Source organism: Anoxybacteroides rupiense, assembly GCF_014196195.1.
Taxonomy (GTDB): Bacteria; Bacillota; Bacilli; order Bacillales; family Anoxybacillaceae; genus Anoxybacteroides; species Anoxybacteroides rupiense.
Map to the genome: position 1 here is coordinate 1 of NZ_JACIDF010000018.1, position 21,162 is coordinate 21,162.

Below are 21,162 nucleotides of genomic sequence, written 5' to 3' on the forward strand. Positions count from 1 at the left end.
AAGGGCAATCGTCAAGTTCACTGGAATACCGTCTTCGAAGAAATGAAAGCGAAGGCAAAAACAGCCCTTGAATGTGAAGAGAAAGCCGCCATCTATGCTCGACGCAAAGTCGAGGTGGAAAGTGTGTTCGGTCACATCAAGGGCAATCGGTCGTTCCGCAGATTTTCATTGCGGGGTCTCGACAAGGTACATGTCGAGTTTGGAATTGTGGCATTAGCCCACAACATACTGAAAGTAGCAGGCATCCGCCAGCTACTTTCGGAGAAAAATCGAAAAAATACAAAAGGGGCTGTCTCATAAGGGTCTGACCTCACGTGCGTTTAACAATATATAGCTCATTTATCCAACATTATGTCATATATATTGTGTTGTGGGGGCTGACTCTTCGATTTTGAGACAGCCTCTTCATTTTAGGGACTTATCAGACAGCCCCATTTTTTTGCATAAAACAAAATAGGTATAGTTGTTGAGTGACAAAAAAGTTGTTTAAATTACATAAATGTTGTTTAAATGCAAAAAAGTCGTTTAATTTTCTTTTTGTACCAACGAAGCAGGATAGAGAATAAGGTAATGAATGGTTAAACCTAAATAAAAAGGTTATTTATTTGCTAATGTCGAAACTCTAAATAGGGAAAACAATATAAGAGACTTGCTTCGATAAATTAATTAAGAGGGGTGGTTTTTAAATGACTTTTTTGTTCGTAAACATAAAATAAAATAATCTAATAAATTGGGAGTTTTTATCGAAAAGATAACGCACTGAAAAGGACATTTTTACTTTGAAAAAACAGGATATAATTTTTTTAGGAAAGTGCGAGATGTAAAGTGATAAAAGGGATGTTTAAATTGTAAAAATATTTAAAAAACACAGTTTGCGGATTAAAATGGAAGTAATATAAAACTTTGGCTCTTCACCACAAAATGTACTTGACAATTAAATTTTTTTGTACATAAAGATACAAAAAAAGCGAAATTTCCTGTATGATAAAGGTGACCAAACCATCAACCATGGAGGAAATTTCGCATGCATTCTCAGTTGATCAAAGGTTTTATCGATTTACCAGACTTTCTTATTCAAGGAGAACGAAAAGAGGGAGATCGCTGGATTTTCGAACTGTCTCTTCCTCCGCATTGCCCGGTCTGCCTCGTTTGCTTCGGACGTACAACGAAAGTGTCATCCATCCAAACGGAAGCAATGGATCCATGGCTATACTCATACAATCGGTCTATTTTGTATTGAACTCCCTGTTGAAAGAAGACGTTGCTCCACTTGTTCCCTTACGTTTACCGTTTCCTATCCGGGACTTCCATCTCACAGTATCGTAACGGAATCGTTTCAACAGTGGGTCGCTCAGCTCTGTATCGAAAAAACGATTCAAGAAGTCGCTCACTTTTTACAACTTGCTTATACAACGGTAGAACGTTGGTTTTATCAATATACCCCGGCTTGTTTGTCAACTTCGGATTCGACCGTTGTATGCGTGGATGAATTCGCTTTCCGTAAAGGACAAGATTATGGAGTAGCCGTAGATGGATGCTCAAACTCGGCGTGCCCTGTCTATGGCTTCAGGAAAGAATGAAGAAGCGATTGCAGAGGTCCTTCAACCTGTCGCTTCAACGGCGAAGTATATCGTCAGTGATTTGGCTCCAGCCATGAGAAAAGCCATTCAAAAAGTGTGTCCAAGATCCATGTTCTCGATCACTTCCATGTCATTCAGTTGTTCACCGATGCACTCAAGCGTTGCCGTAAATACCTTGCTAAAGGTGGAACGAAACATGGAAGCGTTCGCCGTGTTTGCCGATTATTGAGCCAACGGCCAGAAAAGTTGACAGAAGAAGAGAGACAGAACGTTCGACAATGGTGTCAAGAAAGTTCGTATTTACGCCATGTCTATCAAACTCTTCAGCACTTCCGTTACGTATCGAAAAGTCCAACAAGAAAACAAGCCGAAACTCGTTTGGCACAATGGTTTGATCGCCACCTCTTTAGTGAATGTGCGGCTGTGCGAAAGTATTACCAAGGCGCTGCTCGCTCGAAAAGAGGCGGTGCTTTCTTGCATCGTTTTTCCTTATTCCAATGACCCAATGGAAGGAATCAACAACAAAATCAAGTTGATCAAAAGGCGGGGATATGGATACCGAAATATCCAACGCTTTGCTTTGCGTGTGCGTTTAGAGACTGCTATCATATGTTAACGTAAAAATCAAGTACATCTTTTGGTGATGAACCGAAATTTTGTTTTTTACGGTGGTGACTTGAAATGCGTGATTCTAATGACATTTATGCTAATGATAGTGTAGTGGATTATATGACACATCCAAATTTAATAATCATTCTTATCGTTGTAAACATGATATTGATGGCAACAGCTAAAAGAACATTTCCTTTCATAGCTTTCTGTGGTTTATTGCTTTTGTATTGGATTGGATTCGTTTATGATTATAGTTTTACTATGGAAAGAACTCCGCATGAAATACTTAGTAACCTCATGAATATCTTATACATAATATTTCCTTGGATGGTTTGGTGTTTCTTTGTTTACAGTGTCTATTCGAACGTTATAAAACTTTTTAAGCGTAATAAATCTTAAATATAGTGTGTTTAATGAACGAGTGCGTTCGTGTAATAGTAATAGAAGAAGAAAACACCTAGCTTTTACAAGACGAATTTTTTATGTCCTAAAATCAATATTGAATGATGACAGAACCAAATATTTAATAGATAAGGAAAAGATTTATATGAATTCTAGCTAGCTTACAATTTATTGGAGGAATTATTGCTGTAATAATTTTTCGGGTACTATAAAAGGATGAAACTTGTAATTATAGCGTCAATTCTGCTTTTCCCCTCCTATTACTCTCATTCTAGTTTTGCTTTTAGATACATCAGAAAATTCAGGTAACATTTAATATTTATGGTTTGTAACTGCTAAACTAAACTGGACAGTTTCCGACAAATAAAATTGGACACTTATTTACCAAAAACGCTCTTAACAGCTAAGATAGATATTGACATTCTACTTAGTTGCTAGGAGGAAAAGAAAGGTGGATAAGTGGGAAGTGTACATGAAAATTTACCAACTGTTAAAGCAGGGATTTAGTAAAGTTGCAGTAGCTAAAAAGCTAAACATATCCCGAACAACTTTATATCATTATCTTCAGCGGTCACCAGAAGAGATGACGAGGTGGTTAGCTTCCACAAAGCAAAGGCAAAGGAAATTAGATCCGTATCGAGATATGATTTTACAGTGGATTCAGAAACATCCAGACATCTCAGCGTCCCAGATACAAGATTGGTTAGAGGAACGTGATCCAAACCTTTCGGTTGGAGAGAGTACCGTACGTCAATATGTCCGGCATTTACGTGAAGAATGGAAGATACCAAAAGAACTATGTCATCGTCACTATGAAGCTGTTCCGGACCCACCGATGGGAGAACAAGCACAAGTGGATTTCGGTCAAATACGTGTAAAAGATCAACGAGGAAAAGAAGTGCAGTTGTATTTTATCGCTTTTGTTCTGTCCCACTCGCGTTACAAGTATAAAGAATGGTTGAATCGCCCTTTTACGACAAGGGATGTGATCGAAGCACATGAACGAGCTTTTCAATGGTTTGGAGGCATGCCACGCGAACTCGTTTACGATCAAGACAATCTGATCGTTGTGAGCGAAAATGCAGGAGATCTCATTCTGACGGCGGAGTTTGAAGCGTATCGTAGACAGCGAAACTTGACGCTTCATGTGTGCAGAAAAGCAGATCCAGAAAGCAAGGGGAAAATTGAAAATGTAGTGGGTTTTATTAAGCACAACTTTGCCAAACATCGTACCTTTTTGCATTTGGATTTATGGAATGAACAAGGGTGGGAGTGGCTGAACAGAGCAGGAAACGGGAGGATTCATAATACAACAAAAAAAGAGACCGGTCGATGTGTTTGAACAGGAAAAACACACTTACGCCCCATCTCTCTCGCTTTAGATTCGGCACGCGCCGAAATATCTACCCTAGCCAATAGTATAACAAGAACGGTAAGAAAGGACAACACGATTTTATATCGATCCAATCGATACACGGTTCCGCTTGGGACGTATACTCCTTTTGGGAAAACGGTACAGGTCGTCATGAAAGAAGAAACAGAGTTGTGGATATACGATCCTAAAACAGAAAGATGCATAGGAAAACATCGCATCGCCGAAGGAAAAGGGAAACTGATTCAAAACCGTAATCACTTGCGTGATCGTACAAAGGGAATCGATGCTTACATCGAACGAGTAGCCCATCAATTTGAGCAACCGGAGGTGGCGAAAGCATTTTTAGCCCATATTCGAAAAGCCTATCCGCGATATATGCGAGATCAATTACAACTCATCCAGACTCAGCTGGCTCAACATCCTGCATGCATTTGTAGCCAAGCTCTGCAACAATGCATGGAACTACGGTTGTATAGTGCGTCAGAGTTTACAGACGTCATCGGTCACTTGCAACGCCAGGTAACGTTGCACACAACCCATGTGAATGTGCAATCACCGCAACCATTGCATGAAGAGGGTCATTCTGTGTTGCATGCACAAGCTGCCAAAAGGAATATCGAAGAATATATTCATATTTTGGAGGGGAAAAGAAAATGAGCCAGTTGACGAACGTACAGGAGATTTTACGAGCATTGCATTTAACAGAGACAGCGTCACATTTACCGATACTATTAAAGAAAGCTGAAACAGAGGAACGGACATATGTAGGTTTTTTGCATGATGTGTTACGTTATGAGCAACAACGAAGAGAGGAAAAATTACGGGAAAGATGTTTAAAATGGGCGTCTTTCCCATACTACAAAACATTAGATGAATTTCAACTGGAGGAGCAACCATCATTAACAAAAAGACAACTCCAGCAATTATGTGAACTGGTATGGCTGGATCAGCTGTTTAATTTGATTTTATTAGGACCACCAGGTGTGGGTAAGACACATTTGGCGATAGGAATTGGGATGGAAGCAATCTATCAAGGATATAAGGTTACATTCATCACGATGGGAGAATTAGTTCATGCGCTGAAAACAGAAGTAATAGTATGTAAAGAAACCCAGCACAAATAGGGCATTTCTGTTATAGAAAACGCCCTAAGTAGTAGAAAAAATATCATCGAGTGTTTCGCCTTTCAACAGACGACACAATGAGTTCCACACGTTTTTTTCGTGTTTCGTGAGTGTGGAAACGATGCTTCTTGCGATACAAAAAGACTGGGCGAATGCTTCTTCACGAAACGTGCCCGAGATGTTCTCTTTCACTTTGACCATGCGAAGATCCCGTTCTGCTTGGTTGTTGTCAAAGGGAACATGAGCTTCCCGCAAGAAACGCAGCGCTTCTTCCTTTCGTTTTTGAAGCCGTCCAACAAAGGCAAGTGCTTTTTTCGGGAGAGGCGTCATCGTTTCCAATCGGTGCTGTGCTTTCGCTAGGATGCGATCATACACACGCTCCCATCGTTTCGTGTCTTCGTTAGGAAGTGCACCGTGATGGACTTCGACCGCCTGCTTGGCAGCGAACAGAAAGGTGGTCATGCGCATGGCCCATGTCTGCCCTTGTTCGATGAAGCTCTTCAGATCACGCAAATGATGGGCGTGACAAAGGGCATGGGTGGCTTCGGTGTAGTTCGGGTACGTACCGAACGCATCATGCATCATCGTCCCTTTATATCGTGGAAGAATCCCGATGTCATCGGTCGCTTTCTTTCCACGGGAAGCGTGAGGAGCCAAGTACGTATATTTCGATGTGCACGCGACATGAACCCATGCCCGTTTCCCTTCGATGCGCAAACTCGTTTCATCGACATGCAAGATGTTGGAATCCAGCAAAGCTTCTTCGATGATGTCCATGTTTGGCTCCAACGCTTCATGTCCTCGTTTCACCATATTGGCGAGAGTCCCTGTGCTGATCGAGTGCTGATATAACGCTTCGATCATATCACCTACACGTTTGTAAGGAATCAATTGAATATGGTGCAAATAAACGGCGAGCGCAGTGAGCCGCGGGCCATATTGCACATGATTCGTTACGTGTGGTGGGAACGGGGCTTGTTGGACACATTGGCAATGCGGACACGATTTCACTTCACGATCATGTTGGGTGACCTTGATCGTCACAGGAGGGAGATCGAACACTTGACGGACATCGACTTTGAAAGGCTGGACTTCACACAAAGAAGCCCCACATCCTTGACACATGTTCACACGATGATGGGGATGTTCCACTTGACGGAGCGTCGTTCCACGATGTCCTTCTTGTCCGCCTGGCTTTTTGCCAGATGGCTCACGTGAAGAACGGGGGCGGGCAAAACGGTCAGAGGATGGGGGCAAATGGCTATTGGAGCTGTTCGTGCGTGCTTCCAGCTCTTGAATGCGACCTCTGAGTCGTTCATTTTCTTTGCTCAAGTGCTTGTTTTTCTGACGCAACTGTTCATTTTCTTGGATGAGCTGATGAATGAACTGGTTTTGTTGTTGGATTTTGCCCATGAGGCTCTCCATTGTAAATACAGCTTGTTGTACCGTCAACATGCGATTCACCTCCTTGTCTATGAGTATTCACATCATAGACAAGAAATACAAAAACTATTCAACTCACTTGATCATGTGGCTGAATAGTTACAAACAGAAGAAATGACTCGTAAATCCCAAATTCGGTTAAAACGTTTGAGGGAATCGAATCTCGTCATTATTGACGACTTAATGTTTATGGCCATGGATCAAAGAGAAGCCAATCTCTTTTTTCACCTAATCAATGACTTATATAATCAATCTTCTATCATCTTAACGTCCAACAAAGGGCCTGCGGAATGGGGAGAATTATTAGGTGATCCTGCGATTACTACAGCCATTTTGGATAGAATTATTCATCGCTCAGAAGTCATTCATTTGGGTGGAGATAGTTACAGAATGAAAAACAGAATTTCCATTTTTGGTGACAAAACTGTTCAAAATTAATGATCAAAAAGTGTTCAATTTTACTTGACGGTTACAGCTTTTTCTTCTGACTCCTTATATTCTGTGGGGACTATTCATTTTAAGTCTATGCTTGTAGGCTAAAAATAATATATTGGAAAAATGAACCAATGTATTTGAGACAATAAAGGGAGATGCTACTCGTGACATCTCCCTTGTTTTATTAATCTATGCTTGGCCACATTGCATTAAGAGTTTGATCAGCATTTGTTGTAGTAACTCCGTTTAAAGTAAAGGACAATCCACTAAAATAATTTGCGTGAATATCAATCGGATTTTTCTGAGGTTTCTGTGGAACATTCACAATCCTGTAAGGCTTATTGGTCCAAAAACCCAATTTTGTTACCCAATCTTTTACTTTACTATCTCTCATAAATGTTGTATTACTAGCTAGATCAGAAGATAGTGGCATATGAGGAGAGCCTACCTGTACAACTTCATGAACAGAGTAGCCTGCTGATTTTAATAATTGCGCTCCACGGATAGAAGAAACCCCTCCACCGCTATGTCCAATTAATACAATCTTTCCACCTCTATAATTCTTCTTAGCAGCATCACGAACTTTAGTTCCAGTAGTGTATTGAGGTAGTACACTATTACCTGCCTCGTAAATAATGGCTTGTAATTGAACAGATGCTAATGTTGGCCATAGGTATGTCGGAAGACCATCAGTTTTTCCATAAGGAAAAATAGGATTTGCGACACGTACGGACTTACCAATTGATGCATATTTATTAATAATTTTAGGAATAAACGTTTTAAAATATGAAGAATTAGTCAACATACCTGCCGCAAGAACTACGGTAAAGTCACATGCTGATGCAGTACAGTTAGAAGCATTTGCATACGTCTCTATTTCGCTATCCGGTACTTCATATGGTTGAGCCGCTTCCATAACCTGTGGATCCGGTGGAACAATTATTAATACGCGATCTTCATACTGCAATATGTCCATATTATAGCTTAAACTCTGTCTTGTAAAATAAGCTTTTCCATCTTCTACAACATATTGATTACCTACTAAAGAAGCATATTCATCCGTTAGATGCTCGAGGTCTAACATTAAATCACCATAAGGGTACTTCTGAGCGTTATATGAGCCGATTAGCGTTTCTTCCGTTTCACCATCTTTTTTGATATAGAGAGGTAAGTTAGGGCTAATAGCGAAACGAGTATTAATGGCTGATGAACCAAAAGCTGAAACTGATACATAATACGTTACACCAGCTGTTAGCTCGTAAGTCACTTTTGAAAAAACACTCTCAATCATATCATCTGAGTATGCTAATTCATTGGTTAAGTTTTCATCCGAATATAAGCGGACAACTGTATCACTTATAGTACCATCTTGTTGGTATGAACTAGTGTAGAAACGGTAGAATCCGGTTCTTGGAGCAGTAAATTTAAAGTACTTTTTTTCATTAGCTCCTATAGAAAGGTCTACGTAACTATTGTCTTGCATTGTAATAAAATTAGGAGGTGCATTTGTGATATTTAATCTAGCGTATACACTACCGTTATTATAGCCTTTCACTTTAATGTAATAGGATGTTCCAGCAGATAGATTCAGTATTAATTCGGAAAATACACGACCATTACTATCATCGTTGTAACCAATTTGATTAGTTAGATTGTAGTCACTATACACGTAAAGTACAGTATCACTTGTACCACTACTACTGTTACCCCCGTAATAATCAGTATAAATCTTATAGCTTCCTGAAGCAGAAGGAGTGAATTTATATACTTTTTCCCCTCCAACTGGAAGATTAATATCTTTAGGTGAATTAAGGTAAATAGTTTCTGGTTCTGGTGTATCTAAAGTGACTGTGAGCCTTGCATATACTTGACCACTTGAACTGTAAGGGCGTAACTTCAAATAGTATGTCTCCCCAGCATTTAAACTTACCTTAATTTCAGAAAATAATGTACCATTCGAGTCATCATTGGACGAAATCATAGAACTTAAGTTTGCATCAGAGTAAAGCTCAAGTACAGTATCATTTGATGGACCAGTTCCGCTATAAGGCCCTGTATAGAATTTATATGTTCCTGTACTTGTTGGAGTAAATTTATATACTTGATATTCACCAGCCGGCAGGCTGACATCCACTGGAGAATTAGTATATAAGGTTACAAATTCCGGTGTTACATTACTAAGGGACAATGTATAAGGGGCAGAGCTATATGCTCCACTATAACCATATACTTTAATATAATATGTCTGGTTAGCAACTACAGAAAATGTTACATTCTCAGTCATACCAGTACCAGCAGTTCCGCTTGCTATAGAACTTTGCCCCGAATTTAACACCTGCACATCGTAATCTTTATCAGAAGGAACATAGAGTTGTAACGTTACTGATCCGTTACGATTTGGGACAAACTTAAAGAAATCCACATCACTAGAGGTACTAATATAAGAGCTAAGTGAAGTACCCGTGCTTATATTTGTTGCTTGTGAAGCTGAGTTATTTGGCTCATACGTATCTGACATAGATGTAGGTTGGGATGCAGAAGTAATGGCATAACTCTCAATAAGGGCTTTATATTTGTCCCTAATCTTTATATATTCCATTGCATGATTTTGATAATAGGACTTTTCTTCCTCTGCTAAAGCTTGTAAAGCATCTTTTGAATGTTGATTTGTTAATTTTGGTCGATATTGAAGCTTTGATAGCTCTTGTCTTAACAATTCTCTTTCCGATGTAAGAATCTTCGATTTTGTAGTAGAACCTTGGGATACGTGCTGTGAGATGATCGACATCAATTTTTGATCCAATTGATAGATGGATTTACTAATCTCAACTATATCAAAATTAACTAGTTCATCCATAGGTATTGAAGACTTAGGCTCCTCCGGTTGAGTATACGGAGGAAGAATCTCACCTTTTCCTAACCCTAAAGCATTAACTAGATTAACAACACCGTGTCCGTATTCTCGTTTATTCCCTAGTTTAGTAGCAGTATTGAATAGAATCTCCTTTATATCTTCATTACTTAACTTTTTATTTTTTTCAAGAATTAATGCCAGTGAACCTGTTACGTGTGGTACAGCCATCGATGTTCCACTCATTACCCCATAATCACCATTAATAGTGGTGCTAAGAACGTTAACACCCGGTGCAACGATATCTATTTTACCGACACTTGAAAATGTTGCCCTCTTTAAATCTAAACCAATGGCACCAACAGACACAACTTCTTGGAACTTTGCCGGATATAATACTGTATCATCACCATCTCCTGAATTTCCTGCGGCTGCAACTATAAGTATACCTTTCTCATAAGCTTTTTTAATTGCTTCATAAAGTGCTTCGCTATATTCGGTTCCACCTAGACTTAGTGAGATAATATCAATATCGTTGTTGATCGCCCATTCAATACCTTGTATGAGTTGAGCGTAAGTTCCTTGTCCATTCTTATCTAATACCTTCACTGAATACAAATTGGCCCCACGGGCCACTCCAACAACTCCCTTACTATTTAAAATAGCTCCGATAGTTCCGGCTACGTGTGTGCCATGACCATTATCATCAGTGAAAGTTGTCCCTTCTACAAAAGATGTTCCACCTGCAATAACTAAATCCTCATGATTTGCAATACCAGTATCTAATACAGCAATGTTTACTTTGACTTTGTTATTGTTAAAAATTTTCCTCTCAGAGCTACTAATAAGACTGATGCCCCATGGATAAGTATCTTTACCTTTTCTCATTATTTTTACAAAATCATGATCTTTATTAACACCACTATTATTAGCAGTACTAACAGGTGCATTTTTTTCAATGTAGGCAACTTCACTGTCTTTTTTTAGTGACTTTGCCTCATCTGGTGAAAGAGAGACGACCAACGAATTTGTAAGATTAAGCCTCTTGTGCTTTTTGTCTTTAAACTTCTCTTTTGAGAATTTATCTAGTGATTCTGGATTTTTTAATGTTACAATGTACCCTTCTTCTGTGTATTCTGCAGAACTCGTGGGAGCAACAGGTTCAACAAAAGTAATAATTAGTAAGAGAGATAAAAATAATGCTAAAATTCTTTTCATTCTTTCACTCCTTTTACATTTTTATATAATTACATGAAAATATTAAGATAACTGTTGGTACCGTTAAGAATTTTGTGTAATGTAAGATAGATAGGGTATCTCTGAAATGGATTTTAGAATAGAGAGGGGGGGCTGTTTCCTCCACACAGGAGACTGAATATTCAGTCTCCTGTGTGGAAAGGGAGAATCCCCTTCTTTCGTCAATTTACAGTGTTTGGTTAGTGATAACGCTCTTCAAACATTCGCTCGAGGGCTTCATGAGCTTCGGCAAATCCTCGCAACCTTCTCCCTGCCCATTTCTCATTAAAATCTTGGATGGTCAAATACACGACTTTTTCAGCAGCTTCTAAACTGCTCAAACTGTTCATCGGCTTGAGACGTTTCCGAATCTCCTTGATCGTTCGTTCAATGGCATTGGTCGTGTAAATCACACTTCGAATACGGCTTGGATAATCCATAAATGTTAGGAGGACATCCCACTCATGGGCCCAAGATTGAACTTCTCTCGGATACTTGCTGGACCATTTCAACTCAAACTGTTGAAACATCTGTAACGCCATCTCCTTATTCGGTGCACGATCAATCAGCTTGAGATCCTCTGCCACTTCAAATTGATCTTTTTCCGAACACGATGTAAGGTATTACGTACTTTGTGAACGACACAACGCTGCACATCGGCTTTCGGATAAACCGCCTTAAAGGCTTCCTCCAGTCCCGGAAGGCCATCAAATACACCAAGAAGTACTTCCTGTAATCCTCTCTTGTAGAGATTGTGGAGGATCTCTTACCACCCATAGGCACTTTCTTGTCCTCCTACGAAGAAGTCGAGAATTTCACGATACCCTTCTTCGTTTACCCCTAACACGACATAAATGACCTCTTTTTCTACCGTATCTCGACGAAGTTTCACGTACAACCCATCCAAATATAAGACCGAATATCGCTTTTGTAGAGGACGTGTGTGCCATTTCGCAATGTCCTCCTTTACCACATCCGTGATATGACTAATCGTTGTTGGTGAGTAGGCATTCCCTAAAATTCGTTCGATAAACTTGCCAATTTCACGCGTACTCATCCCACCTTGATACATCTTGATGACGGCTTCCTCAAGCCAGCCGGTATGGCGTTGGTAAGGGGTGAACAACTGCGTTTGAAATTCCCCGTTTCGGTCTCTTGGGACCAAAAGTCCTTCAATACGACCATACTGCGTATCTAGATTTCGTTGATAGTAGCCGTTTCTCATATTCGATGTTCCGGCTTGTTCTATTTCGAGGAAATTTTTTATTTCTTCCCGCATGATCCGTTCTAGTTTTTCCTTTACAAACTGACGAATGGCGTTTTCCAGTTGATTGACCCAGTCTACATTCGGTATACTTTTAGACATAGGTAGGGTTCTCCTTTCTCTAAGATTTTTGGCCAAATCAGAGAATCCCCTACCTTTTTCTTTTGGTCTAGCCAAATGCTTTACACAAAATTTTATACATCATCGTAACTAGAGATGTATATTTATAAATTTATCCAAAAGTTATAATCTGACAGTAATATAACATAAATTGCAAAAAATATAACACAAATTATACCAAAAAATACAACAAAATAAAACATTATTCGACATTTTTTTGATAACCCTTGAATTCATAGCCAGTATACCTTTATATATTTCTTAATATTTCAAATTTTTTATTTTAAATACTTGTACAGTATCATATTAGATAAAATTAGACACATGGCTTTACATGGAGTGACGGACATGTTTTATCACATGTATTTACGACGGCAATCGACATGACGAATCTGTCGAACCTGGATCTCTGCCATCTTTATCTAAATGGAATATTGAATTTGCGTTGCGCGATGCGGCAGATGATAGTAAATCAATTCGTCAAGCCATGGCAAGCAACCATAGCCGACCTTCCCATCATAACTGATTCATTTTTTGAATGAGCTCGTCTTTTGTTGGATTCGTGTATAAAAGCGTAAGTGTCCTGCTTGATTGGCCACTTCATGTACGCTTAATCCTCGGCTAATGGCGTGAGAACAAAAGAAATGTCGCAAATCGTGAGGAGTTATCTCTTTTCCGATGTGTTCCGAGTACTCTTTAAACAGCTTATTGATCGTCGTGCGGTTTAACGGTTGATTGCGGTTGCTAATGAAAAGGTACTCACTCTCAATCCCTTTTTCTTTTCGTTCCTTTAACCATGACTGGAGAGCGAATTTAACCTTGTCGTTCATAAATACCACTCGATACTTATCTCCTTTGCCGCTTCTTACCGTGATTTCCCTAGAAACAAGGTTGCAATCGCTCATTTTTAGGTTCAGCGCTTCAGAAATTCGCAGTCCAGCATACGCCAAAAGGGTAACTAACGCATAATTACGCTTATTTCCGCTATCCAGTACCAGTTGACGGAATTTCTCAACGTCTTTCAGCTCCACTTTGGCCAATGAAGCGTATTGTGGCTGCACCTTCATGTAATCCTTTTTGGTTAATACCATATCCCGCTGTACTTTCGTTTCGAGCAGAAACTCATTGAATTTGACCAAGGCGTTTAATTTCGTGTTAATTGTTTTTAGTTTTGCATTCTTAACAGTCCGCAAAAAGGAAATGTACTCTTGAACATTCTCACGATGAAGCCGTTTAAACTCTACATCTTTGGATTCATCAAACCATTTCAAAAAATCCTGCGATCGACTGCAAATAGCTTTTAATGGTATTTTCGCTTTTCCCTTCTTCCCGTAAATATCGTTCGAATTGTTCCAGCATTCCTCTCACCACCTATAAACTATGTTGAATTTATTTTGCGCACTCTATTTATAAACTATATAAATTGAAATAAAGGTTTTCTCCCGTTCTATGGCGAATAATTTAGAGAGAAAATAGAGAACGGAGAGATAATAGAATGCCGAATCGCAAAGATGAGATCGAAAAGTTGTCCATTGCTATGAAAGAAGCGAAAAGTAAACGAGCATATGAACGCTATCAAGCAATTTATCTTCATTTGCAGGGATACAAAAAAGGAGAAATCGCAACGATGATTGGTCGATCCAAGAAAACCATTTATAACTATATCCATGCCTACGCCCAGCGCGGTCTTGATGGACTGGAGATGAAATACTCACCTGGCGCCCCACGTCGATTGAGCCCTGATCAGGAAAAAGAGCTGGCTTTTATCATTGAACATCAGCTCCCAGTAGATGTTGGATTCGAAGCAAAATATAATTGGACGCTTGCGATTGTCGCTGAACTCATTCAACAAAAGTGGGGACCAACATATACCCTTCGTGGAACAAGCGAAATTCTGCATCGGTTAGGGCTAAGTTATACGAAACCAACCTATACGCTAGCCAATGCCGATGAAGGGAAACAAAAAGAATTCATCGAAATCACCTTCCCGGAAGTAAAAAAAACTGTTAGACGGGAAAATCGCACATGTCCTCTTTCAAGATGAATCGATGATTCGTGATTACCAAGCCATTCAAAAAACATGGTTTGTCAAAGGAAAACAACGAATCATTCCGACGTTTGGAAAACATCAAAGGCTGAAGCTGATTGGCACGTTGAACTACGAAACAGGGGATGTATTTTGCATCGAAGAAGAACGCTATGACGCAGAAACATTTCTTCGGTTTCTTCAACTTGTGTTAGAACGCTATCCTACAGGCAACATTGTGATGATTTTAGATAACGCTCGAATTCACCATGCCAAACTCATTCAGCCCTTTTTAAAAGAACACGAAGATCGGTTAGAGCTCGTCTTTTTGCCGCCATATAGCCCTCAATGGAATTTGATTGAAGGGTTATGGAAATGGCTGAAATCAGACGTGATTTACAACGTGTTCTATTCGACTGTGCAGGGAATCAGAAAGAATGTTCAAGCCTTTATTCAGAGAATCAACCAGAACCCAGAACAAACGATCGAACGTTTGTGTGTTCAATTGTAAATCTTTAATTCGACTTATATATGTTGAATTTTACACTTAAATATTGCCACCATCATCATTACTATTCAACATAGTTCATATTTTATGTTGAATGAAAATGACATTGCAGCAAACTAAGCTACTTCCTAACGATCTACGAACTTATAAAAACGATAATCAATTTTAAGCCACTTATTAATCCCGTAGAGCGTTTTTTAAAGCAAGGGGATAAAAACCATTACCCTGCTATTTAAAATGCGTTATACGCCAATTTTAGCGGCCGATTTTTTAGGATAAAAATGGATTATTTTTTAATTTTTTAAAAAAGAGTAATAAAACATGCAGTAAAGTTTTTTTACCCCATCATGTTTTATCCTTCAATTTTTTCTTGGCCTTTAAAGGAGTGGACGAATTATCCATCCCCCCTTGCGTTTTGCGAGGTCATCCATATGAGCGGAGCTTAATTCTGGTCATAGACACAATCGGGTACAGCGTAGGGTGGCCCAATTGTAACTACCCAGCCGTGGGTATGTTTAATGGGGTATAGCCGAACACTGAATTTTCCTAGCTTCGCCGCATTTTTTGCTGCACTTAGAATGACACAAAAAAAACTCCGACCATATATGTTTTTTACGCCCATTTTTACGCAATAAAAAATGCCTACCAAAGTAGGCGAAAGCTTGTCGACTTTTTCGACAAGCTGAGGTCCTGTTTTTTGTAAACAGGACCTTTTCGTTATTTTGCTTTTGTTTCTTTTGGTGTGCCATCGCGAAAATCACGATCGAGACGATCGTTCATTTCATGAATCATTTCGCCATTGGCATTTTCTCCGTCACTCAGCTTCCGACCTTGCGGATATTTAAGCATGTCTTTAATCGTTGTGTCGAGAATTTGGTCAATATTTTGGCTGTTCGAATCTAAACGGCCAAAGCGTTCGATTTCTTTCATCATTCGCGGGTCATCCGCTACATAGACATGATAGTAGCGCGGTACGACAGAAAGGGCGGTTTTTTTCACTTGATCGGCTGTCTCCAATCGGTTTTTTGTATCTGTATCGTAAGCAATGAGTACTTCCTCATCAGTTACGAGCGTCGCCACATCATTCACATTTGGCAGCTGTACACATAATTTGCTAATTAAATCGGCGACCCGTTCGCGATTTAATGTTGGCATCGCACCATAAGATGTTCGATCTCCCATAATTGGGCTTTTTTGATGGCGGACGTAACCGAAGTTATTCAGCCTTGAATCATTGCCGTTTGGAACGCCTTCGACATTATATAAATCATTTCGGTCGGTGACATTAATCGTATTTCCATTTCGTCTATATAAATCCCCGTTGTTGTTATCCTCTGCCATTTGCGCACATCCAGTGAGAGACACGATGGCGCCAATGGAAAAAGCAAGGACCGTTTTCTTCACTATAAACACCTCCTCGTTTTCATCATTCCTTTCTATGCAAACTTTCATAACAGTAATTGATTGGGAGTGCTTCATCATTTATGATAAAGGATGAGGTGAAAGAAATGATTTGTATTAACAATACATGCTATGAGCTAGTTGAAAATGTGAAAAACGGGTTCAATGAAGAAGCCTTTCGCACACGCTATGCGGATATTTTGAATAAATACGATTATATTGTTGGAGACTGGGGATATAATCAGCTACGGCTGCGAGGCTTTTTTGACGATCATAATCAAAAAGCGACATATGATACAAAAATTAGCACATTATCCGAATATTTGTATGAATATTGCAATTTCGGCTGCGCCTATTTTGTATTACGAAAAGTTAAAAAATAAGCATGGCTGAGATGGTAGGCAAATACAGTTTACATGATGCCTTCTTTCTAACAGGTGATCATTTAACACCCTCCACGGCGAAGTTTCCCATCTTTACACGCAGGGAAGGTGAGAGGAAGGGGTTCATGTATAAAGTTATCGCGCCTTTTTCTGTTTCAGACGGTCTTAAAAACGCTTGCCACATAAAGATAACTGAGCAAAGATAAGAATGAAACAAAGAAGTTCATAAGCGAATGGGCGAAGAGAGGGGCTTAGAATGAAGGCGCTGGTCAATAGGATGGCTATCTCAAGAGATATGAGATAGCCATGTTTTTTCGTTAGTCATTAAGCTGATCATACGGAGGTTGTTCATCCCTCGCCGGATCATCATGAGGTGGATGGGCTCCTGGATATTGGCGTGGAATATTTTGATGGAACGCTTTATATTCATAATTAAAGCTGCTGTAATAGCGTTGTCCTTCATGCCAAGGTGTACTTTTATTTTGGACAGGTTCCTCTTTCCTGATGGGCGATCCGTATGGACCATCGGGAAATTCTTCAGATGTCAGAAAGTCTCTCCGTTTTTCGACACTGGAAAAGTCCGTATAAGGCATTTTGTTCATCCTCCTTCATCTAAGGGGATGTTTATAATATGCCCCTAAAATGAACACGATATGAATAACGGAAGCAAAAATGGCTCTCTCCGCTTTGTTACAGGCAGGAGACTTCTCGGTGGATGGTGTTAAATCACCTCAAATAAGAAAGAACGCAAATCGTTGGCATCTTCTTCACTTAATTGGTAAGCATGCTCTAAATAGCCTGGCTCTTCAAGATCATCCTGCCCGATAATGGCAAACCGATTACCTTGCATATCAAGAACGAGATATTTTCCATAAAAGCGGTCGGTTTGAACGATCGCCAAGTCAAAGCGCTGCCGTTGGCCAAGGAAGCTAACAAATCTTGTCTTGGATTCAACGGCATCATCATATAAAAAAAATCGTTCACTCATGCGTTGCACCTCCAAAAAAGTCGATACATTCATCTTACCAGACGTTTATGCGATCTGTCTCCGTTTGTTATAATACACTATAAAGGGGTTTAATTGAAAAGGGAGGCAGGATGACATGTATTTTGTTGATCGCACTAAAATTGAAGCAACCTTATGCTATATGGAGCGGCTATTAAGGATTTATGAACAACAAACGGAATGGGAGGAAGAAATTGCTCAGCTCGCATTTGAACGTATTGCCCATCTTTGTATTGATGCCGTGCTTGATGTGGGAAATGCGATGATTGATGGCTTTATTATGCGAGATCCAGGCAGTTATGAGGATATCATTGATATTTTAACAGATGAGAAAGTCATCACAAGCGCTCAAGCTCAAGAGTTAAAAGCCATTATTCAATACCGGAAAATGCTTGTGCAGCAGTATACAGAACAAAACCATTCCGAGCTGCTTGCAATATTCCGACGGGCGCTGCCCGCTTTGCAGTCGTATCCAGCTTCGGTTCGCATATACTTAGAAAATGAACTTGGGCCTGTTTCAGCGTTTCGCAATTGATCATTGATTTTTGAAACTTTTTTGTTTAAAAATTGTGTAAATGTCAGAAATAACGTAAAATGAGGGAGAGGACGGTGAATGAGATGAATAATCAATCCTCTTCCACGAAACAGCAATTGCTGCAGCTGTTGAAAATAGAAAAACGGCTGACCGCGGGTGAACTAGCCAAGCGGCTAGAAGTGAGTGAGATGGCTGTGCGCCGCCACCTTCATACATTGGAGCGCGACGGTCTTGTTCAGGCAACGCTTGTTCGCCAAGCGATGGGAAGACCAACGAATGTATATGAGCTGTCGGAGAAAGGGGAAGAACGTTTTCCGCAGCATTATAAACAGCTCACGATGGACTTGCTCAAGGAGCTAGAGCATGTAGCGGGAGCCGAAATGTTGGAAAGGCTTTTTCGAGCGAGGACCGAACGGCTCAAAGCAACATATGAGCGTGACTTTCAGAAGAAAACATTTGAACAAAAAATGAAGCGGCTCTTAAAGCTGCAAAATGAGCAAGGATATATGGCAAAAGTCAAGAGGGATGAAGACGGAACGTACCATCTCATTGCGTATCATTGTCCCATTTCTGAAGTGGCTAAAGAATATCATTCTGTTTGCTCGTGCGAGCAGCAGCTTTTTCGCCAGCTTTTGGACACTTCCGAAGTTGTTTTACGCACTTGTATAACAAAAGGAGACGACAGGTGCCACTATCAAATAAAAGAACAGACAGGTGAATGATAAAAAACAAGAACGCTCTATTTATGCAATAAAGGGCGTTTTTGTTTTTGCGTTCAGGCTCTTGATCGAATGGATGTTAGTATAAGTGTCGCTGTTTCATAAGGAGCATATATTTTGTCATTCCAGCGGGTTTGTTGTTAATATAACCTTGTTTTACGGTTGTAACGTTTCCTGCAACCCAATCCCTATATCAAGGAGTCACAAATGGAGTGCCAACGGTTTTCTCCATGTCCTTATGAACATCATGCAAAAAAGAAAGGAGGAAGGCGCATTCCTCTCTCTCTTACTCCCTTTAGTCGTTGGAGCGGGGGGCTCCTGCGCCAAAAATATGATGAAGAAATATAAAGGCTATTTAATTGATCTGGACGGAACCATGTACCGTGGAACAGAATGTATTGCAGAAGCAAGAGAATTTGTAAAAGAGCTGCATCGGAGAAATATTCCTTATTTATTTGTTACCAATAATTCCTCACGCACGCCCATGCAGGTGGCTGAAAAGCTGAAGTCATTTGATATTCCAGCGACTGAACAACAGATTTTCACAACAAGCCAAGCGACAGCGAACTATATTTTTGAACAAAAACCGGACGCTTCGGTCTATATCGTTGGTGAGGACGGAATTCGTGAAGCCTTAAAAGAGAAAGGATTTACATTTGCAGCAGAGGATGCTGAATTTGTTGTAATGGGCATTGACCGCACGATTACATATGAAAAGCTGGCCATCGCTTGTTTGGCTGTGCGCAATGGCGCTACATTTATTTCGACTAACGGTGATATCGCGATTCCTACAGAGCGCGGGCTGTTGCCTGGGAATGGATCATTGACAGCTGTGGTCGCCGTTTCTACGCAAGTGTCCCCTATTTTTATTGGTAAGCCCGAAAAAATCATTATGGAACAGGCATTAAAGGTTCTAGGAGTGCCGAGAGAAGAAACATTAATGATCGGTGACTATTATGATACGGATATTAAGGCAGGAATGAACGCAGGAATCGACACATTGCTTGTACACACTGGCGTTACTACAAAAGAATTGCTAAAGCAATATGATCAGCAACCAACTTACACGGCAGATTCGCTTCAAGAGTGGCTGGAAAGGCTTTGATGTGCCGATGCTCCATTCATAGCTCAAGGTTCGAGAGAAGAAGTATACCATGAAAAAGGGTGCCTGCTCATTCAGGCGCCCTTTCCGATGAAAGCAGAAATAGGCAATGGATAGCCCATATGAAGGTTCGCCCCCTTCACTTTGTTTAGAGGTGGGGGATAAAACATCGTCTACGATGATCACCTAATAATAGGCATTTTCTTTGCTTATTTGCTGTTGTTTTGCGTCAACATCAAGAATGGAATGTTCCGCTAACGTTCGCTTTATTTTTTTTCATGGGCGGCACGGTGTGCCAAGCGGCTTGAAGCTGCTGCTGCGATGGCTCCGACAATGTCATCTAAAAATGTATGGCATTTTCCTGTTGATTTATCATTCAAATATTGGAGAATCCCCGGTTTTTGTTTATCAATGTAGCCGTAATTGGTAAAGCCAATCGATCCGTATACATTCACAATCGATAAGGCGAGAATTTCATCTACTCCGTATAATCCTTCATCTCGATGGATGATGGATTGAAGAGGTTCTTCCAGCATCCCTTTTTCCGCTAATACATCCAGCTGTATTCCTGTAAGAATCGCATTTTGAACTTCACGTTTGGAAAGAACACGATTCACATTTTCAATGCATTCTTCCATTTTTAAGTTTGGATGGTATTTGGATTGTAGATAGTATACTAAGTCAGCAATATCTTCGATTTTGACGCCACGTTTTTCTAACCAATTGCGAGCTGTTTGTTCGAGATTTTCCATTGATTTCACCTATTTCTTTTATAAAGTGTTTTGTATTGTATATGTTTGCTGCCGTGTAAACGTGTCTAATTTATGCATGATATCACGGGTGTTGATAGTTAGACCGCTTCATTGCAGCCTGTCTGCCAGCCGGACATCGATGATTAGCTGCCTTTTTGAAAATAAACAGCGATGGCTGTCTGCTTTGCTTGTATTTTGATCAATGAAAGCATCGCTTTGTTTTTTCCTGATCAAGCCTTGTCAATAGCGATCATGCCTATACCATACTGTCGCAATGTTTTAGCAAAA

General features: G+C 40.0%; 14 protein-coding genes and 5 pseudogenes. 11 read left to right on the forward strand and 8 right to left on the reverse strand.

What is annotated here, in order from left to right:
- The 5 genes and pseudogenes from GGQ95_RS17575 to GGQ95_RS17590 form a co-directional block, all read left to right on the forward strand.
- The coding region (locus GGQ95_RS17575) for a transposase (protein WP_244963791.1) at positions 1 to 300 on the forward strand (300 nt) is incomplete at its 5' end.
- Between the two features lie 724 nt (positions 301 to 1,024).
- Positions 1,025 to 2,196, forward strand: a pseudogene (locus GGQ95_RS18940) (ISL3 family transposase).
- A gap of 849 nt (positions 2,197 to 3,045) precedes the next feature.
- Complete coding sequence (istA, locus tag GGQ95_RS18745) at positions 3,046 to 3,936, forward strand: IS21 family transposase (RefSeq protein ID WP_312856955.1); 891 nt, start codon at positions 3,046 to 3,048, stop codon at positions 3,934 to 3,936.
- 183 nt (positions 3,937 to 4,119) lie between these two features.
- The gene (locus GGQ95_RS18750) at positions 4,120 to 4,626 is read left to right on the forward strand and encodes a hypothetical protein (protein ID WP_312856956.1); all 507 of its coding nucleotides are present in this window, start codon (positions 4,120 to 4,122) and stop codon (positions 4,624 to 4,626) included.
- Positions 4,623 to 5,075: pseudogene (locus GGQ95_RS17590) on the forward strand (ATP-binding protein); the annotation flags it as partial. The gene GGQ95_RS18750 and the pseudogene GGQ95_RS17590, both read left to right, overlap by 4 nt.
- A gap of 42 nt (positions 5,076 to 5,117) precedes the next feature.
- On the opposite strand, the gene tnpC reads toward GGQ95_RS17590, so the two are convergent.
- Entirely contained in the window at positions 5,118 to 6,548 is a 1,431-nt protein-coding gene (tnpC, locus tag GGQ95_RS17595) for an IS66 family transposase (RefSeq protein WP_183187230.1), read from the reverse strand.
- A gap of 87 nt (positions 6,549 to 6,635) precedes the next feature.
- On the opposite strand from tnpC, the pseudogene GGQ95_RS17600 reads away from it, so the two are divergent.
- Positions 6,636 to 6,974 (forward strand): annotated as a pseudogene (locus tag GGQ95_RS17600) (ATP-binding protein); the annotation flags it as partial.
- 181 nt (positions 6,975 to 7,155) lie between these two features.
- Here GGQ95_RS17600 and GGQ95_RS17605 read toward each other — a convergent pair.
- The 3 genes and pseudogenes from GGQ95_RS17605 to GGQ95_RS17615 all read right to left on the reverse strand — a co-directional run bounded on the left by GGQ95_RS17605 (position 7,156) and on the right by GGQ95_RS17615 (position 13,801).
- Positions 7,156 to 11,040: a S8 family peptidase gene (locus GGQ95_RS17605; protein WP_183187231.1), complete on the reverse strand. Its 3,885-nt coding sequence runs from the start codon at positions 11,038 to 11,040 to the stop codon at positions 7,156 to 7,158.
- Positions 11,041 to 11,258: 218 nt separating this feature from the next.
- Positions 11,259 to 12,424 (reverse strand): annotated as a pseudogene (locus GGQ95_RS17610) (IS256 family transposase).
- 534 nt (positions 12,425 to 12,958) lie between these two features.
- Positions 12,959 to 13,801, reverse strand: a pseudogene (locus GGQ95_RS17615) (tyrosine-type recombinase/integrase).
- Between the two features lie 136 nt (positions 13,802 to 13,937).
- Between GGQ95_RS17615 and GGQ95_RS17620 the strand changes: the two are divergent.
- Positions 13,938 to 14,979 (forward strand): IS630 family transposase gene (locus tag GGQ95_RS17620; RefSeq protein ID WP_183187232.1). Its coding sequence is split into 2 segments (ribosomal slippage): positions 13,938 to 14,438 and positions 14,440 to 14,979, totalling 1,041 coding nucleotides; the frame shifts between segments, so codons are not numbered across the junction.
- 714 nt (positions 14,980 to 15,693) lie between these two features.
- Here the strand turns inward: GGQ95_RS17620 and GGQ95_RS17625 are convergent.
- Positions 15,694 to 16,317 (reverse strand): YhcN/YlaJ family sporulation lipoprotein, encoded by a 624-nt coding sequence (locus GGQ95_RS17625; protein WP_369818775.1) that lies wholly within the window; start codon positions 16,315 to 16,317, stop codon positions 15,694 to 15,696.
- 167 nt (positions 16,318 to 16,484) lie between these two features.
- On the opposite strand from GGQ95_RS17625, the gene GGQ95_RS17630 reads away from it, so the two are divergent.
- Positions 16,485 to 16,760 (forward strand): YutD family protein, encoded by a 276-nt coding sequence (locus tag GGQ95_RS17630; protein ID WP_044742343.1) that lies wholly within the window; start codon positions 16,485 to 16,487, stop codon positions 16,758 to 16,760.
- Positions 16,761 to 17,077: 317 nt separating this feature from the next.
- Here the strand turns inward: GGQ95_RS17630 and GGQ95_RS17635 are convergent, their stop codons facing one another.
- Together GGQ95_RS17635 and GGQ95_RS17640 are read right to left on the reverse strand one after the other, a co-directional pair.
- Positions 17,078 to 17,353 carry a cytosolic protein gene (locus tag GGQ95_RS17635; RefSeq protein WP_369815525.1) on the reverse strand — a complete coding sequence of 92 codons (276 nt, stop codon included), beginning with the start codon at positions 17,351 to 17,353 and terminating at the stop codon, positions 17,078 to 17,080.
- A gap of 128 nt (positions 17,354 to 17,481) precedes the next feature.
- Positions 17,482 to 17,748: a DUF3055 domain-containing protein gene (locus GGQ95_RS17640; protein WP_066148842.1), complete on the reverse strand. Its 267-nt coding sequence runs from the start codon at positions 17,746 to 17,748 to the stop codon at positions 17,482 to 17,484.
- Between the two features lie 115 nt (positions 17,749 to 17,863).
- Between GGQ95_RS17640 and GGQ95_RS17645 the strand changes: the two genes are divergently transcribed.
- From GGQ95_RS17645 to nucF, 3 genes are all read left to right on the forward strand, one after another.
- Positions 17,864 to 18,301, forward strand: a complete 438-nt coding sequence (locus tag GGQ95_RS17645; RefSeq protein ID WP_183187234.1) for a DUF86 domain-containing protein — start codon at positions 17,864 to 17,866, stop codon at positions 18,299 to 18,301.
- Between the two features lie 83 nt (positions 18,302 to 18,384).
- Positions 18,385 to 19,023 carry a helix-turn-helix transcriptional regulator gene (locus GGQ95_RS17650; protein ID WP_044742342.1) on the forward strand — a complete coding sequence of 213 codons (639 nt, stop codon included), beginning with the start codon at positions 18,385 to 18,387 and terminating at the stop codon, positions 19,021 to 19,023.
- A 331-nt stretch (positions 19,024 to 19,354) separates the two neighbouring features.
- Positions 19,355 to 20,125 (forward strand): 5' nucleotidase NucF, encoded by a 771-nt coding sequence (gene nucF / locus GGQ95_RS17655; RefSeq protein WP_066148922.1) that lies wholly within the window; start codon positions 19,355 to 19,357, stop codon positions 20,123 to 20,125.
- A 263-nt stretch (positions 20,126 to 20,388) separates the two neighbouring features.
- On the opposite strand, the gene GGQ95_RS17660 is transcribed toward nucF, so the two are convergent.
- A complete protein-coding gene (locus GGQ95_RS17660) occupies positions 20,389 to 20,874 on the reverse strand; it encodes a phosphatidylglycerophosphatase A family protein (protein ID WP_066148845.1) in 486 nt (161 codons plus the stop codon).
- Positions 20,875 to 21,162 lie beyond the last annotated feature (288 nt).